We start from the raw sequence: 15684 nt of genomic DNA on the forward strand, positions 1-15684 counted from the left end.
ATTAATGGGGTATGACTAAGAGTATATTTGTAATATAATGATGATATTTCGTAATCATATCATCATTTTCAAAACTTTAAATTAGTTTTATAATAGATTGGTAATAAAAAGTAGGGAGGAGTGAGCATTATGAGAAGATTTGGTTGGTATTTCTACTACGTCATTGGCATGTACCCATAAAAAGAGGTAATGAGTCAGTTAAAGAGCTTAGAAAAACTAAGCTCTTTTTTATGTTTATGAAAAGTAAGGGATATGGGAAATGGTCTGACGCTCATATTAATAATTGATTGTTCTTAACCGAGAAAAATAAATTTATATTTTTAGCTTTTTCTAATAGGAATGACGCTAAATTATATATTTATGTTACAATAAAGTAGGTTGATTTTTGAAAGGAAAGGGGGGGAGTCTAGAGATGATCGTTTTGTTTACGGTTCTACGTCTATTGGCTATTTTAATTGTTAGTCACGATATGTCAGGTTTGCTCAAAACTTGGAAGAGTAAATGCTGGTTTATCGCAGGGAGTCTCTTGCTCTCTCTATTTGTCGGAGGCATTACAGGGTCGCTCTTAGCACTTTTGTTCTGCTATCTTTTCTTAAATAAAATATCAAGTAGTGAAAAGAATTCTTTTCTTTTCACCTTTTTGCCGTGGGTTTTTGTTGAAGTCACCTCGAAACTGCTTCAACTTTACTTTTTCCCATGGATTTTTCAAATTAATTATTTACAGGTCAAGGACACCCCAGTACTTATTGCTTTGTCTTATCTCTTGATTTATCCAATTTTTCATCTGATTGTCAAAGTATTCTTTATTGACTTTGGTGCTCTCAATGTTATGGGAAATAACCATACTTACCAAGTTAGGCAACGCTTATTGGTTGGGGTTACTCTGGCTTATATTGTTTTATCTTTAATTATTTTCTATGCCAGCAACATCTTTCCTTACACAGGCCTCTTTATTTATTTAGCAGGCAGTATTACGATTGTTTACTCTATTCTCTTTATTTTGCTCTTTGCTCAGCTTAATATCTATTCTAAGAGAAGAGTGAAAAATCAGTTGGCCGAAGAAATGGCCAGACATGAGGAAAGTTTAGAGGAATATAGCCACCGTTTAGAAAATCTCTATAATGATATTTCTCAGGTGAAGAAGGATTATCTTGAAGGACTTAAGACAATGGAGGTTAGTATCCAACGTCGAGACTTACCTGCTTTGAAACAAGAGTATGCAGAGCTTTTAGAGAAATCTGGAAATAGCTTAACTTTGTCAAATTATGAATTGTCACGTTTGATCAACTTAGAAATCACGTCTCTCAAGAGTCTCTTTTCTGCTAAAGTACTTGAGGCAGAGAACTTAGGAATTAAGGTCAATTTGGAGTTACCAGATGTTATATCGTCAACTCAGATAGAGGCCTTAGATTTGGTTGTGATTTCTTCTGTCTTCTTAAACAATGCTATTGAGTCGGCAGTGGATTCTGAAAATCCTACTTTAACCATATCCTTCTTTAAAAATCAAGGTTATCTTATCTTGGTTATTGATAATACAACCAGAGAAGAACGTATTCCTGTGTCAAGGATTTTTGATGAAGGGGTTTCTAGCAAAGGTGAAGGCCGAGGACTTGGTTTGTCTAAGGTCGCAGATATACTTAATCGCTATCCAAAAGTAAATCTTGAGACTCGTAGTTGTGACCATCATTTTACTCAGGTCCTCTCTTTTCAGGATAATTGATAAATCAAAGATAATATTTGTGGAGGATAAGGGAAAATAGAAAGGGGAAAAGCATATGCAACTTGCGATTGATGGTCTTATTGCTTTGGTTGTTGTCGTTTCACATCTTGTGATTTTAGCTAGAATGGCTTATCTAGATGTTTTTACTTACCGTTACATTCCTTATGTAATCGTAGTAACTGCAGTTAAGTGGTTAGCCAAGGTTCTATGGCAAATTGATATTCCAGATGCAATCTATCTCCTAGTCTTTATTTTTCTTGAAAAACCTCAGGCTTTACGAGAAGAAAAGTATTTTTATGCTTTCTTTGCTCCTGTCTTTTGGACCCTGATTACAAGTTTCTTTAGTTTTTATCTTTTCCGAGTTTTCTTTAATAAGCCGGTTGAGTTGGTTCCAAACCATTTAGGAATCTTGGCTGTAGATAGTGTTGTTCTTCCTTTCTTTCTAGGCTTGCAAAAAATGTTCGGTTTAGATAGCTTTTTTAAGGAACCATATCAGGACTTGCAGGATAAATATAAGAGCATGCTCTTGCAAGTTGATCATATTTTAATTATCAGTTATCTGCTTATCCTCTTTAAACAGGAGATATTCTCCTTGCTCCTGAGTCAGACCTACCTCCCGGGTTACCCTCAAATTTATATTTGGGTTGGTTTTCTTATACACATGTATATTCTTGTTCGTTTTGTTTCCTACGGTAAAGATGTTCGTGATAGTAAAATTCTTAGAGAACAAGAGGAGCATTTGAGGAGTCTGGAAGCTTATAATGAAAAAATCGAAACTGCCTATAAGAGTGTACGCTCATTTAAACATGATTATGAAAACATACTCATTAGTATGCAGACAAGTATTGATAGTGGGGATTTTGACCTTATTGAACAAACCTATCAGGATATTTTGAAAAAGGCAGGTCAAGAACTCATTGAAGAAGATGACGAAAATGTCTCTTGAGTATAAACAGGAAATATTATCATGAACTTACAACTTTGGACCATGGTATCTCTTGAAAATAGTATTATTCAGATTATTAGTTTTCATATTACCTGGTTTATTTATAAAAAACTAACAAGGAGCACACTAGCTTACTGGAAAGTATTTTGTTTAAGTCTCTTAGGTATAGTGGTATCACTTGGTAAAGGTGATGGCTTCTATTATCAAGTTCTTATCTTTTTAGCTTTGGCCCTAAAGGAACGTCGGGAACATCGTTTGACGCTCTGGGCAAGCCTCTTTTTTGGAGCTTTCTCGGTTATTTTTACAGATTTATTTGCGACTTTTACTCCATTTTATGTATTCAATAATCTGTTTACAAATATGACTTTAAGTGAGATTCAAGAAAACTTCTTCCTCAAATTGTTATCTTTTGTACTGATTTACCCATTCTTTCTCTATGTCAATTATCTTTCCAGTTCAGATGTTGATAAGGTCAAGGAATTGATTTATTCACGTGGTCGTGAACGTCTGTTGATAGCCGTTGATTTGACCTTTGCACTCTACATTACTTGTAGTACTATTTTGGTATCAACAGGTAGTAATGTGGGAGGGCCAATTTTTATTGCAATGGCAGTTTATCTCCTAATGGTAACAACCTTGAACCGCTATTCTCATAAATTTGTCAGAGAACGTAGTAAGGAAGCTGTGGAGACCTATGTCTATAACTTGGAAGTCTATAATAAACATATTGAGGATCTTTTTACAAAAGTAAAGCCTATTGAAAAAGACTTTGAGAGTCTTTTGGTAGCTCTTGAGACTCCATTGGCTAAAAATCAATTATCAGAGGTTTTATCCGTTTATCATGAGCATTTGAATCATCTTAAACTTGATAATTTGGACTTAAATGATAAGTTGGCTCCTCTGTTCGAGATTCCTTATCCGGTATTAAGAAGTTGGATTGTAAACCAAATCATTCCTTTGGAACAAAAGGGTATCACCGTTAGGTTGGATGTCAACGTTGATTCTTATCCTAACAATTTAAATATTGCAGTTCTTATTGGAGTTTTAGAACGTTGCGTGAACTTAGCTGAAAAACTTTGGGCCAAGGAGCCGGAGACAGATATTGGTTTCTTTATTCAACAGAATGAGGATGGCAATCTCAGCTTTATTCTTGAAAATACTAACCAGGAAGCTGATCCGAAGCTCGACGATAGTCTGACTATTAGTCGTGATTTTGCCCAGTTTTGCTGGTCAAACGGTATCGGTTTAACAAATAAAAAAGAATTATTTAAAACCTATCAAATTGTTACGGTAGGACTATAATCGTAGAAAGGAGGGGGATAACTATGCTGGGTAACATCCTATTTCAAATTTTGATGTTTGTCATCATTTGGGATATCTACTTACGTATTGGTGGGCAAAACACTAATCTTAAAAATCGTATGCTTTATTTGTTATTTGATGTTGCTCTATGCATTTGGGGACAACTCATTGGACGCTACATAGGCATAGTACCTCCCTTAGTAGCCATTGTAACATTGACATTTAGTTATCAACTGAATAAAAGTGTCACTTCTGTAGAGCGCTTTTTTCTAGGTTTTTACCCGGTGGTACTCGTCGATTTGGCAAGACGTTTTTTGGCTACCTTCTTCTTCCCGCCGATACTTGGCATAACTGCTGCTACTTTAAACAACAATATTTGGTGGTCTATGGTACCACTTTCCTTTGTCATGTTGACGGTCAGAATAGTAGATTTTATTTTACGTCTAGATTTTACAGATATCTTGAAAGTTGCTGCCCAACAAGAAAAAAAGAACCGTCTGGGTTTGGTCAACATGCTTCTTTTGCTTTATTATTTAGTTATCTTTTTGGTGTCGACATTTGATACTTATTTTCCAGAGTTACATCTTGAGAGTAGGTTTCGTGTACCATTGGTAATGGGATATCTCTACTTACTCCTCTTTGTACTAGGAGCTGTGAACCAGTTTGCTAAGGAAAAAATAGAGCAGGATTTGGCGATGAAGCAAGCCAACTATCTTGATGATTTGAAGCGCGAGAATACTAGGGTGGAAGGTTTGTATAGAGACTTGATGCATGTTCGCTCTAACTATAATTTTCTGCTTAATAATTTGAGAGATATCGAAAGAACAGGAGATATTCGTTCTTACAAAAAAGATTTAGTTGATCTTTATGTCAATCGAGATCAGCACAGCTTTTCGACTCAGGTCACAGATTTGGATAATATCCAAAACCCAAGTATTCATAGTCTACTTTCATCAAAATATCATGAAGCTCAGATGTATCGACTCAATATTCATGCAGAGATTCCAGATCCAGTGACTCATAACTATCTAACTGATTTAGATTTAGCTGTGGTTTTGGGTCATCTCATGGATAATGCTATTGATGGTGCTCGTAAAGCCAGTGAGGGTTTCATTAGTCTGGCCTATTTTGATGAAGAAGATTGCCAGAGTTTTATTATTGAAAGTACAATTGCAGATGAGCAAGTTCCACTTTCAATGATGAGTACCCAGACTCCTCATCCTGGGGGTGGTATAGGTGTTAATGCTGTTCAAGATATCTTGGAACGTTATCCGAATACGTCCTTCTCTGTCCGTAGTCAGAATCATAAAATGATGCAAATACTAGAAATGAGGCCCTAATATGAATATTTACATTTTAGAAGATGACTTAATGCAGCAAACACGTATTAGTGACATCATCAGAGAATTGGTTTCAGAGGGCACGTTTTCCGTACGAAAACTTGAAGTTTTTTCTAAACCCCACAAACTATTGTCCAGTATCAACGAGAAGGGTAACCATCAGGTTTTCCTTTTGGATATTGATATTGATGGTGAGCGAAAGAAGGGGCTAGAGGTAGCCTCAGAAATTCGCCAACAAGATGCTAATGCGGTTATTATTTTTGTGACAACTCACTCAGAGTTTGCACCGATTAGTTTTAAATACAAGGTTTCTGCACTAGATTTTATTGATAAGACAGTTTCTAATGCAGAGTTCAAACAACAACTAAAACAAACATTGACTTTTGTAAATCAAAAAGTTGGAGATGTGGATGATGATGAGATATTTGTGTTTGAAACAGCACAGTCTCGAATTCAAGTCCCTATGAGAGATATTTATTATTTTGCGACTGCTGTGACACCTCATAAGGTGATGCTGATTACCAAAACAGAGCGTTTGGAGTTTTATGCCAATCTTGGAGATATTACTTCGGTGAATAAAAAACTCTTTTCTTGTCATCGCTCGTTTTTAGTTAATTTGGATAATATTTCTCGTATTGATAAGACTCAGTTGATGATTTACTTTGAAAATGGCGATTCTTGTCCAGTTTCACGTTTGAAAATGAAGGCTTTGCTTAAAAAATGGTCTGAGGTAAAAGAACATTAGTCATTGACTAATGTTCTTTTTAGTCTAAAAAAGTATGTGTATATTTCATGGGTGATTGATTATTTTATAAGTGAGTAAATTCTGTAAAAACACAAAATAGATGTCTTTTAGTGATGGAATTTTGAGATTTATAAAAAAATAACTAAAAACAATGCAGTTCAGGATGAAAAAACGACATTCTATGAAATCGTATAGACAATTAAATTGAAAAAAGTTATTATATAATCAAGATATGTGATTCGGAAATGAGACATCGTCAATCTTATTGAAATCTACATACACTTTATGAAAATAAATAATGTACTTTTATATAACTTTTTCCTAATCCCCATTTTTTATTGGCCGCTCGTCCAATTACATATCTTTTTTATAGAAATTAATAGGCTTGAGAAATCAAGCCTTTTTTGTTTTTGAGAGGATTAGTGCAGATTGGGATAAAAAAATACATTCTGTGAGTGAAATTCGACATTTTAGGAAAAGAAGATATACATTTTGGGATTGCATGCTATAATATAATCAAGGTTAGAGAGCAAGAAGAATGTATGGTTTAAGTTAGTCCCTTAAACATAATAATTTCCCTCATTCATTCTATCTAAAATTGCTGTTGTGTTCTCTACCGATGATGCTGTTGTTCAAAAGGTCTGTACTTTGTACAGGCCTTTTGGCATTTTAGAAGATAGATAGTTAAAGATGCTTTTGAGTCTATTTGTATCGTTTCAAGAGTGTTTTTTTATTTTCCACCATCCCTTGCATAAAATTGAATAAAAATTGAGAATTACGCACTTTTTAGGTCGAAATAATAAATAAAAACAAATAAAAACGAATAAATATAAAAAAGTAACAAAAAACCATTGACAAGTGAATAAATATTCAATATAATAAATCTCGTAAGGTTGATAGAGATAGCAACCGCAAGAAAATATAAGAAAAGAGAAAATATTATGTCAAAAGAGAAAGTTATTCTTGCCTATTCGGGAGGTCTTGATACCTCAGTCGCTATTACATGGCTTAAAAAAGATTACGATGTTATCGCTGTTTGTATGGATGTCGGTGAAGGTAAAGATCTTGAGTTCATCCATGACAAAGCTTTGACAGTTGGAGCTATCGAGTCATACGTGCTTGATGTCAAAGACGAGTTTGCTGAAGACTATGTGCTTCCAGCACTTCAGGCTCACGCTTACTATGAACAAAAATATCCTTTGGTTTCAGCGCTTAGCCGTCCAATCATTGCTAAAAAATTAGTTGAGATTGCTCATGAAACAGAAGCAACAACTATCGCTCACGGTTGTACTGGTAAAGGTAATGACCAAGTTCGTTTCGAAGTTGCCATTGCTGCCCTAGATCCAAGTCTTAAAGTAGTAGCGCCAGTGCGTGAATGGAAATGGTCTCGTGAGGAAGAAATTGAGTATGCTAAGGCTAATGGTGTTCCAGTTCCAGCAGACCTTGATAATCCTTACTCAGTCGATCAAAACCTTTGGGGACGTGCTAACGAGTGTGGTGTTCTTGAAAATCCTTGGAATCAAGCTCCAGAAGAAGCTTTTGGAATTACCAATTCACCAGAGTCTGCGCCAGATGAAGCTGAATATGTCGATGTAACCTTTAAAGAAGGGAAACCAGTTGCCCTTAACGGTAAAGAAATGAAATTGGCTGACCTTATCCAAGAAATGAATGTTATTGCTGGCAAGCATGGTGTAGGACGTATCGACCACGTTGAGAATCGTCTTGTGGGTATCAAGTCACGTGAAATTTATGAATGCCCAGGAGCTATTGCGCTTTTGACAGCTCATAAAGAAATTGAGGACCTAACTTTGGTACGTGAAGTTTCTCATTTCAAACCAATTCTTGAAAATGAATTGTCAAACCTTATCTACAATGCTTTGTGGTTTAGTCCGGCAACAGAAGCTATCATTGCTTATATTAAGGAAACACAAAAAGTTGTTAATGGTATCGCTAAAGTAAAACTTTACAAAGGGCATGCTCAAGTAGTAGCACGTCAATCAGCTAATTCATTGTATGATGAAAACTTGGCTACTTACACATCAGCGGACAGCTTTGATCAGGATGCTGCGATTGGATTTATCAAGCTTTGGGGGCTTCCAACACAGGTAAATTCTCAAGTTAACCATCCGTTTGACAATTAATGACAGATTTCATAAGAAAAGCAGGATATGAGAAGGAAAATTCTTAATATCAGATAAAAGTGGACAGGGAGCCACATCTGATACTCTTTTCTTATAACTTATATTATTATCGTTAAGGCGTTCTGAGAGGCGTCACGAGCCTAAATAAACTACGACAGAGATCGAGATTTAGGAAAACAAGTGTCCAGAGAGACAAATTAAGCTAGACAAATACTATCTAGCTTTTTTCATTTAAGTTATTGTGACCTAAGAGGTCGTTGCTTGTTATAAGTATTAAGAAAGGATGGAAGATTATCTCAGTGTAGGGAAATCTTCAAAATAAAACTATGGCAGAAAATCATAAACTATGGGGCGGTCGGTTCGAAGCTAGTCTTGAAAAATGGGTAGAAGAATTTGGTGCTTCAATCTCCTTTGACCAAAAGATGGCAGAGTTTGACCTTAAAGGGTCTATTGCCCATGTCACTATGCTTGGTGAGACAGGAATTATTACTAAAGAGGAAGCTTTACAAATTAAACAGGGCTTGGAAGAGCTGCTTGAGGAATATAAGGCTGGTAAACTAGAATTCGATGTTTCCAATGAAGATATTCATATGAATATGGAGAGCCTTTTAACAGCTAAAATTGGACCAGTAGCAGGAAAACTTCATACAGCACGTTCACGTAACGACCAAGTGGCAACGGATATGCACTTGTATCTGAAAGCTAAATTAGTGGAAGTTATTGAGAAGCTTGATAATTTACGTGGTACTTTAGTCAACCTAGCAGACAAACATACCTACACAATTATGCCAGGCTACACCCACTTGCAGCATGCACAACCGATTTCTTTTGGTCACCACTTGATGGCTTATTATAACATGTTTACACGTGATGCCGAACGTTTTGAATTTAATATCAAGCATACGGATATTTCTCCACTTGGAGCTGCTGCACTGGCAGGGACAACTTTCCCAATTGATCGTAATATGACATCTGACTTAATGGGCTTCGCAAAGCCATATAGCAATTCCTTGGATGCTGTTTCTGATCGTGACTTTATTCTCGAATTCTTGTCAAACTCAAGTATTCTAATGATGCATATGACACGTATTTGTGAAGAAATCATTAACTGGTGTTCTAACGAGTTTAAGTTTGTGACTCTATCAGATACTTTTTCAACAGGCTCTTCCATTATGCCTCAAAAGAAAAACCCAGATATGGCAGAACTAATTCGTGGAAAATCAGGTCGTGTCTATGGCAATCTGATTGGATTATTGACTGTGATGAAGTCATTACCTTTAGCCTACAATAAAGATCTCCAAGAAGATAAAGAAGGTATGTTTGATACGGTAGAAACGATTACTGTTGCTATTGATATTCTCGCAGGTATGCTCAATACAATGACTGTTAACGACAAGCATATGGCAGAATCAACAGAGAAAGATTTTTCAAATGCTACAGAGTTGGCTGATTGTCTTGCGTCTAAAGGACTTCCATTCCGTGAAGCACATGAGATTGTTGGAAAACTTGTCCTTGAGTGTACCAAAGCTGGTTATTATCTTCAGGATGTTCCTCTCGAACGTTATCAAGGAGTTTCAGATTTAATTGAAGAGGACATCTATGAGACGCTTAAATCTCATACAGCTGTTGAACGTCGTCATTCCCTTGGTGGAACTGGTTTTGACCAGGTTAAATGGCAAATCAAAGAAGCTCAAAAAGCTTTAAAAAAATAAGTCTCTAAGGCCCTAACCATAAGGTTTTGGGCTTTTTTGCTATTTATGATATAATAGTACTAATTTTGAGTTTGGAGTCGCATTTTGAAAAAATCTTATCGCGTTAAGAAAGAGAAAGACTTTAAAGCATTATTTGATGCGGGACACAGTGTTGCTAATCGAAAATTTGTTGTCTACAGTCTGAATCGTGATCTGCCTCATTTTAGAGTAGGTTTGTCGGTCAGTAAGCGTCTTGGTAATGCGGTTACTCGGAATCGGGTAAAACGTCGTCTACGACATGCACTGATGGACATGTCATCTCAGTTAGAACATCAAGATTTTGTCGTTATTGCTCGTAAAGGTGTCGAAGACTTAAGTTATCAAGACATTTATAGCAATCTCGTTCATGTCTTAAAAATAGCAAAGTTATATAAGGATTAGAAAATTATTTTGCTTCTTTACATTGTAGGATAAACTAAGATCATTCCTGATTTTTGAGATAGTCTTAATGAATGGAAGCAAGCAGTTCTTTATCGTATTAAAAAGGAGTTTTTAGTGAAGAAAAAACTTAATTTATCTATTTTAGGTGCAGGAGTTCTCTTACTTTTGTCCGCATGTGGACGAAGTGATGTTACAAGTCACTCTACAGGCCTTTGGGAACGTCTCATTTTAATGTTTGGGAAGGCTATTCAAGGGCTCTCATTTGGTGGTTCCATTGGATTAGGGATTATCATTTTCACGATCTTAATTCGTGCGGTAATGATTCCTCTTTATAATCGCCAAATTAAGTCAAGCCGTGAACTACAAGAGTTGCAGCCAGAGTTACGTCGCTTGCAGAGTGAGTATCCTGGACGCGAGAATCGTGAAGCTCTTGCTTATGCACAACAAGATCTTTATAAAGAGCATGGTGTAAATCCTTACGCAAGCTTTGTTCCTCTCTTGATTCAATTTCCTATTTTGATGGCTCTTTATGGAGCGCTCACGCGAGTGCCGGAATTGCGAGAAGGAACATTCCTCTGGGTTGACCTAGGTCAGAAAGACCCTTACTTTATTCTTCCGATTTTGGCGGCTGCTTTCACCTTCCTTTCAACTTGGTTGACAAATAAGGCAGCTAAAGATCGCAGTGCAATGCTTCTTGTTATGAATATCATGCTTCCAATCTTTATTTTCTGGTTTGGAACTCAGATTTCTTCAGGGGTAGCACTTTACTGGGCAGTTTCAAACGCCTTCCAAGTTATTCAGATTTTGGTTTTTAATAATCCGTTTAAAATCATTGAAGAACGTAATCGTTTGGAAGCGGAAGAAAAAGAACGTAAAGCTAAGATTCGTCGTGCCAAGAAAAAGGCGCATAAACGTAAATAAGGAGGCTTATTATGGTTGTCTATTCTGGACGAACAGTCGAACAAGCTATCGAAAAAGGTTTGAAAGATCTTAATTTACCCCGTATGAAGGCTCATATTAAGGTTATTTCTCGTGAGAAAAAAGGTTTTCTAGGGTTTGGAAAGAAGCTAGCTCAAGTTAGCGTTGAACCAATAAATGAAAAGATAGCTCATGAAGCAGATCAAAATACCGTTAAAGTGGCTCCTGATGCTATAAAACAATTCGACGATTCTGTCGCAAGTCCAAAAGACGAAACGATTGCTTTCAATAAAGTGACAAAACTCGTTACGGTTTCAGATAATAAGGAAATTGCACAAGAAAACTTAAAGCAACCAGTGTCTACAGAGCCCCTTGGTGAAGAGTTGCCAGATAAGAAACAGGAGCAACCAAAGGCAACAATTATTCCTCTATCTGTTAAACGTGAGTCATCAGAAGAGGATGCTACAGAATTTATGGCAAGTTCGCTTGAACCTCAAGTAGAATCAATCGCTAAAGTTCAGACTCTGGAAACTCCAGAAGGAGATTTCAGTGATTTTGTGGCATCTGAGTTTAGTTCGGATGATTCTTCTGAAAATAATTTAGAAGATATTCAAGCTGCTGCAAATGATGTTTTATCTTATCTCGAAAAAATTATCTATGAAATGGATGTTGATGCTAGCCTAGAGGTTAGTCACAATCGTCGCAATATTATCATTCAGATTGAAACAGACCAGCCTGGTCGTGTTATCGGTTATCATGGCAAGGTTCTCAAGTCTTTACAACTTTTAGCGCAAAATTATTTGCACGATCGTCATTCTAAACGCTTTAGTGTTGTTCTTAATGTTCGTGATTATTTGGAGCAACGCACAGAGACTTTGATTGATTTAGCAGAAAAAACGGCAGCTAAAGTAAAAGAAACAGGCCGAGAGTATGTTATGGATCCAATGACGAATAGCGAACGAAAAATTATCCATAAGGCACTTTCTCAAATTGAAGGGGTTGAAAGTCACTCGGAAGGGGACGATCCTAATCGTTACGTTGTTGTGACAAAAGTATAATTAGAATAGCGTTATTGCTTACAGAAACTAGTCTTGTTTGAAGGCTAGTTTTTTTTGACAATTAAAAGTAGACGGTGTATACTTTTAATAGAAAGTAATCGCTGTCTACTTATATGCAAATAGGAGTCAAAATGAAACGTAATACTGCTGAATTGAAGGAAAAGTTAATCACAACTGGAATTGAGGAGATAAGAATAAGAGGGGTCGATCAACTATCTATCCGAACGGTGGCTCAAAGATGCGGGATCACCCATGGAGCACCCTATAAGCACTTTGAAAATAAGGGTGTATATCTTCAGGTAGTTTTAGAGCGTTTATCCGAGATCTTTTTGAAGTATCTGACACAAGGAATAGACTCTTCTCTTGATGTAAGGGATCAATTAGTATTAATGGGGTGTAATTTTGTGGAATTTGCTCAAAAAGAAACAAACAGTTTTGAGGCCTTATTTATTAAGTTTCCTTTCAATTATATGGAACTAACCCAGGATAGTATCTCTGTTAATGCCCATTTACCAGGATTTGAGCACTTTAAGAGTGTGGTTTTGAAGCTAAAGAGTGAAATGAACATTTCTGGTAGTGAGACAGAAATATTAGTTCATATCTGGAGTTTTATTACTGGATTAGCTGTTTTGGTAAGGAGTCCTATTGGTGATAATTTCAATAGTAACACTATTGAAGAGACTGTTAGTACTATGTTAGACATCTACGTTAAAGGAGCTAAACAATGAAAACCTTAATTATCTACGCACATCCAAACGACAAGAGCTACAATGCCTCTATACTAGAGACAGTCAAGGAGAATTTATCGTCTAAACATGAGTTAAAGGTTCTAGATTTGTATAAAGAGCGGTTCGATCCTGTTTTACGCTTTGATACAACGCATAGGAGAAGAGACCTAGCGCACGATGTAGCTATGAAAGACTATCGAGATTTAATAATTTGGGCAGATCAGTTGATTTTTATTTTTCCAATTTGGTGGAGTGGAATGCCGGCTATCCTGAAAGGATTTATTGAACGCGTCTTTGCTGCTAGTTTTGCCTATGAAAATACACCCCGTGGATTGGATGGTAAACTGACTGGGAAAGCTTGGATTATTACAACCCACAATACACCAAAGATAGTTCTACCTTTAGTTCAAGATTATAGCAAAGTTCTAAAATTTCAAGTCCTGAAACCTTGTGGTATTAAATCGGTCAAAGTTACCCAGATTTCACCTGTTGAGTATATGGGTGACCATAAGCGAAAAGAGGTGCTCAAGAAAATAGCTAAAATAGCAAGAAGGTTATGAGCAAGCGATGATATAGGGCTAGTAATGTGGTCTACAATTATCACCAGCCTAAGGGTTTCAAAGATATAATAAAATTAATATCTAAGTAATTCTTGACAAGATTAAGCTATTGCTATAAAATAGTATGGTATGTTTAGTAACTGATCAAAAATAGCCGGCTAAACGAATACGAAAATCTATCAGGAGGTATTCAACGTGAAACGTACTTATCAACCAAGTAAAATCCGTCGTCAACGTAAACACGGATTCCGTCACCGTATGTCAACTAAAAATGGACGTCGTGTTCTTGCAGCTCGTCGTCGTAAAGGACGTAAAGTTCTTTCAGCTTAAGACATTATTGAAAGCAACAGTGCTCGAGACTGTTGTTTTTTTGTTTGCTATGAATGTTAGTGTTGATGTTTGATGCTATTCATCGAGAGTTTGAAAATATAGAGCTGACAATTCTTGTAATTTTTGATAAACTAAAGCGGTTGTGGATAATGACCACTGACTAAAAAATACTTAGGACTGTTTTTCCTAATGTAAGGAGTATAAATGACTGAATTTCCTATTAAATATCGTCTTATAAAGAAAGAAAAACACACAGGAGCACGCCTGGGGGAAATTATCACGCCTCATGGAACTTTTCCAACGCCGATGTTTATGCCTGTAGGCACCCAAGCTACAGTAAAAACGCAATCCCCTGAAGAATTAAAACAGATGGGTTCAGGAATTATTTTGGCCAACACCTATCATTTATGGCTAAGACCTGGTGATGAGCTCGTTGCTAAAGCTGGAGGACTCCATAAATTCATGAATTGGGATCAAGCGATTCTTACAGATAGCGGTGGTTTCCAAGTTTATTCATTGGCAGAAAAACGCAATATTTCTGAGGAAGGTGTAACATTTAAAAATCACCTTAATGGAAGTAAGATGTTTTTATCTCCTGAAAAAGCGATCTCGATTCAGAACAATCTCGGTTCAGATATTATGATGAGCTTTGACGAATGTCCTCAATTTTACCAACCATACGATTATGTGAAAAATTCTATTGAACGGACAAGTCGTTGGGCAGAACGAGGGCTAAAAGCACACCGTCGCCCACATGATCAAGGCCTATTTGGAATTGTGCAGGGAGCAGGTTTCGAAGACCTTCGTAGACAATCTGCACAGGATTTGGTTTCTATGGATTTCCCAGGTTATTCAATTGGAGGTCTTGCGGTTGGAGAAACTCATGAAGAGATGAATGAAGTTCTAGACTTTACCGTACCTTTACTTCCTGAGAATAAACCACGATATCTCATGGGAGTAGGAGCACCAGATAGTTTGATTGACGGTGTTATCCGTGGCGTTGATATGTATGATTGTGTTCTCCCAACACGAATTGCTCGTAACGGAACTTGTATGACGAGTCAAGGACGTCTTGTGGTTAAAAATGCGGCGTATGCAGAAGATTTTAGCCCTATAGATCCTGAGTGTGATTGTTATACATGTAAGAATTACACACGTGCTTATGTGAGACATTTGTTGAAGGCAGATGAAACATTTGGAATTCGCCTGACTAGTTATCATAATCTCTACTTCTTGGTAAATTTAATGGCCAAGGTACGACAAGCTATTATAGATGACAATTTACTTGAATTCCGCCAAGATTTCATTGAAAAATATGGTTATAATGCAAGTAAAAGAAATTTTTAAATAATTTATTTAGCAGTACATAGTTGTACTGCTTTATTTTTTTTCAAAACCCTATTGACAAGTATTGATTTGGGTGTTAAGATATAAAAGTTGTCTTAACAGACTTGCCACAAACTTGAAAAGGTTCCAAAACTTTAAAAAAGTTATTGACAAGATAAGTGAGAGATGATATTATAAATAAGCTGTTTCGGAAGAGACGGCGAACACGAGAAGTGAAAAAAACTTCAAAAAAAGTGTTGACAAGCTATTCTAGATTTGCTAGAATATAGGAGTTGTCTTAAGAGAGACAAAGACCTTTGAGAACTGAATAAGAAACCAAGTGCAGGGTTATGATAGAAGAAATTATAACCTGTCAATTTACAAGAATAAATCGTCAGATGACGGTAATGAGTTAACGCTCGAACAATTATTAAATTT

General features: G+C 36.4%; 14 protein-coding genes. All 14 read left to right on the forward strand.

From position 1 onward, the window contains the following. Window positions 1-412 precede the first annotated feature (412 nt). The 14 genes from ACYVQ1_RS06425 (at window position 413) to tgt (ending at window position 15267) form a co-directional block, all read left to right on the forward strand. The gene (locus ACYVQ1_RS06425) at window positions 413-1720 is read left to right on the forward strand and encodes a GHKL domain-containing protein (RefSeq protein ID WP_037600068.1); all 1308 of its coding nucleotides are present in this window, start codon (window positions 413-415) and stop codon (window positions 1718-1720) included. Between the two features lie 55 nt (window positions 1721-1775). After that, on the forward strand, window positions 1776-2666 hold the full coding sequence (locus ACYVQ1_RS06430; RefSeq protein WP_002891966.1) for a hypothetical protein: 891 nt from the start codon (window positions 1776-1778) through the stop codon (window positions 2664-2666). A 21-nt stretch (window positions 2667-2687) separates the two neighbouring features. Further along, window positions 2688-3968, forward strand: a complete 1281-nt coding sequence (locus ACYVQ1_RS06435) for a hypothetical protein (RefSeq protein ID WP_461250183.1) — start codon at window positions 2688-2690, stop codon at window positions 3966-3968. A gap of 23 nt (window positions 3969-3991) precedes the next feature. Then, window positions 3992-5308: a GHKL domain-containing protein gene (locus ACYVQ1_RS06440; RefSeq protein ID WP_037600062.1), complete on the forward strand. Its 1317-nt coding sequence runs from the start codon at window positions 3992-3994 to the stop codon at window positions 5306-5308. A 1-nt stretch (window position 5309) separates the two neighbouring features. Beyond that, the gene (locus tag ACYVQ1_RS06445; protein WP_002885796.1) at window positions 5310-6053 is read left to right on the forward strand and encodes a response regulator transcription factor; all 744 of its coding nucleotides are present in this window, start codon (window positions 5310-5312) and stop codon (window positions 6051-6053) included. A gap of 941 nt (window positions 6054-6994) precedes the next feature. Then, the gene (locus ACYVQ1_RS06450) at window positions 6995-8194 is read left to right on the forward strand and encodes an argininosuccinate synthase (RefSeq protein WP_461250184.1); all 1200 of its coding nucleotides are present in this window, start codon (window positions 6995-6997) and stop codon (window positions 8192-8194) included. Between the two features lie 326 nt (window positions 8195-8520). Continuing rightward, window positions 8521-9906: an argininosuccinate lyase gene (argH, locus tag ACYVQ1_RS06455; protein ID WP_461250185.1), complete on the forward strand. Its 1386-nt coding sequence runs from the start codon at window positions 8521-8523 to the stop codon at window positions 9904-9906. An 84-nt stretch (window positions 9907-9990) separates the two neighbouring features. Continuing rightward, complete coding sequence (gene rnpA, locus ACYVQ1_RS06460; protein WP_037601516.1) at window positions 9991-10326, forward strand: ribonuclease P protein component; 336 nt, start codon at window positions 9991-9993, stop codon at window positions 10324-10326. Window positions 10327-10440: 114 nt separating this feature from the next. Then, window positions 10441-11247 (forward strand): membrane protein insertase YidC, encoded by an 807-nt coding sequence (locus ACYVQ1_RS06465; RefSeq protein WP_049545221.1) that lies wholly within the window; start codon window positions 10441-10443, stop codon window positions 11245-11247. A gap of 11 nt (window positions 11248-11258) precedes the next feature. Next, the gene (gene jag / locus ACYVQ1_RS06470) at window positions 11259-12302 is read left to right on the forward strand and encodes an RNA-binding cell elongation regulator Jag/EloR (RefSeq protein WP_461250186.1); all 1044 of its coding nucleotides are present in this window, start codon (window positions 11259-11261) and stop codon (window positions 12300-12302) included. Between the two features lie 131 nt (window positions 12303-12433). Further along, on the forward strand, window positions 12434-13030 hold the full coding sequence (locus tag ACYVQ1_RS06475; RefSeq protein WP_461250187.1) for a TetR/AcrR family transcriptional regulator: 597 nt from the start codon (window positions 12434-12436) through the stop codon (window positions 13028-13030). Next, entirely contained in the window at window positions 13027-13590 is a 564-nt protein-coding gene (locus ACYVQ1_RS06480) for an NAD(P)H-dependent oxidoreductase (protein WP_073686074.1), read from the forward strand. Before ACYVQ1_RS06475 ends, ACYVQ1_RS06480 begins: the two co-directional genes overlap by 4 nt. A 195-nt stretch (window positions 13591-13785) precedes the next feature. Beyond that, entirely contained in the window at window positions 13786-13920 is a 135-nt protein-coding gene (rpmH, locus tag ACYVQ1_RS06485; protein ID WP_002885866.1) for a 50S ribosomal protein L34, read from the forward strand. Window positions 13921-14124: 204 nt separating this feature from the next. Then, entirely contained in the window at window positions 14125-15267 is a 1143-nt protein-coding gene (gene tgt, locus ACYVQ1_RS06490) for a tRNA guanosine(34) transglycosylase Tgt (protein ID WP_461250188.1), read from the forward strand. Window positions 15268-15684 lie beyond the last annotated feature (417 nt).

Source organism: Streptococcus parasalivarius, assembly GCF_054785155.1.

Excerpts from the sequence above, each read along its gene's own strand:
- ACYVQ1_RS06425 (WP_037600068.1), top strand. The coding sequence starts at position 413 with ATGATCGTTTTGTTTACGGTTCTACGTCTATTGGCTATTTTAATTGTT.
- ACYVQ1_RS06480 (WP_073686074.1), top strand. The coding sequence starts at position 13,027 with ATGAAAACCTTAATTATCTACGCACATCCAAACGACAAGAGCTACAAT.
- ACYVQ1_RS06445 (WP_002885796.1), top strand. The coding sequence starts at position 5,310 with ATGAATATTTACATTTTAGAAGATGACTTAATGCAGCAAACACGTATT.
- argH (WP_461250185.1), top strand. The coding sequence starts at position 8,521 with ATGGCAGAAAATCATAAACTATGGGGCGGTCGGTTCGAAGCTAGTCTT.
- tgt (WP_461250188.1), top strand. The coding sequence starts at position 14,125 with ATGACTGAATTTCCTATTAAATATCGTCTTATAAAGAAAGAAAAACAC.
- ACYVQ1_RS06440 (WP_037600062.1), top strand. The coding sequence starts at position 3,992 with ATGCTGGGTAACATCCTATTTCAAATTTTGATGTTTGTCATCATTTGG.
- ACYVQ1_RS06430 (WP_002891966.1), top strand. The coding sequence starts at position 1,776 with ATGCAACTTGCGATTGATGGTCTTATTGCTTTGGTTGTTGTCGTTTCA.
- ACYVQ1_RS06475 (WP_461250187.1), top strand. The coding sequence starts at position 12,434 with ATGAAACGTAATACTGCTGAATTGAAGGAAAAGTTAATCACAACTGGA.
- ACYVQ1_RS06435 (WP_461250183.1), top strand. The coding sequence starts at position 2,688 with ATGAACTTACAACTTTGGACCATGGTATCTCTTGAAAATAGTATTATT.
- jag (WP_461250186.1), top strand. The coding sequence starts at position 11,259 with ATGGTTGTCTATTCTGGACGAACAGTCGAACAAGCTATCGAAAAAGGT.
- ACYVQ1_RS06450 (WP_461250184.1), top strand. The coding sequence starts at position 6,995 with ATGTCAAAAGAGAAAGTTATTCTTGCCTATTCGGGAGGTCTTGATACC.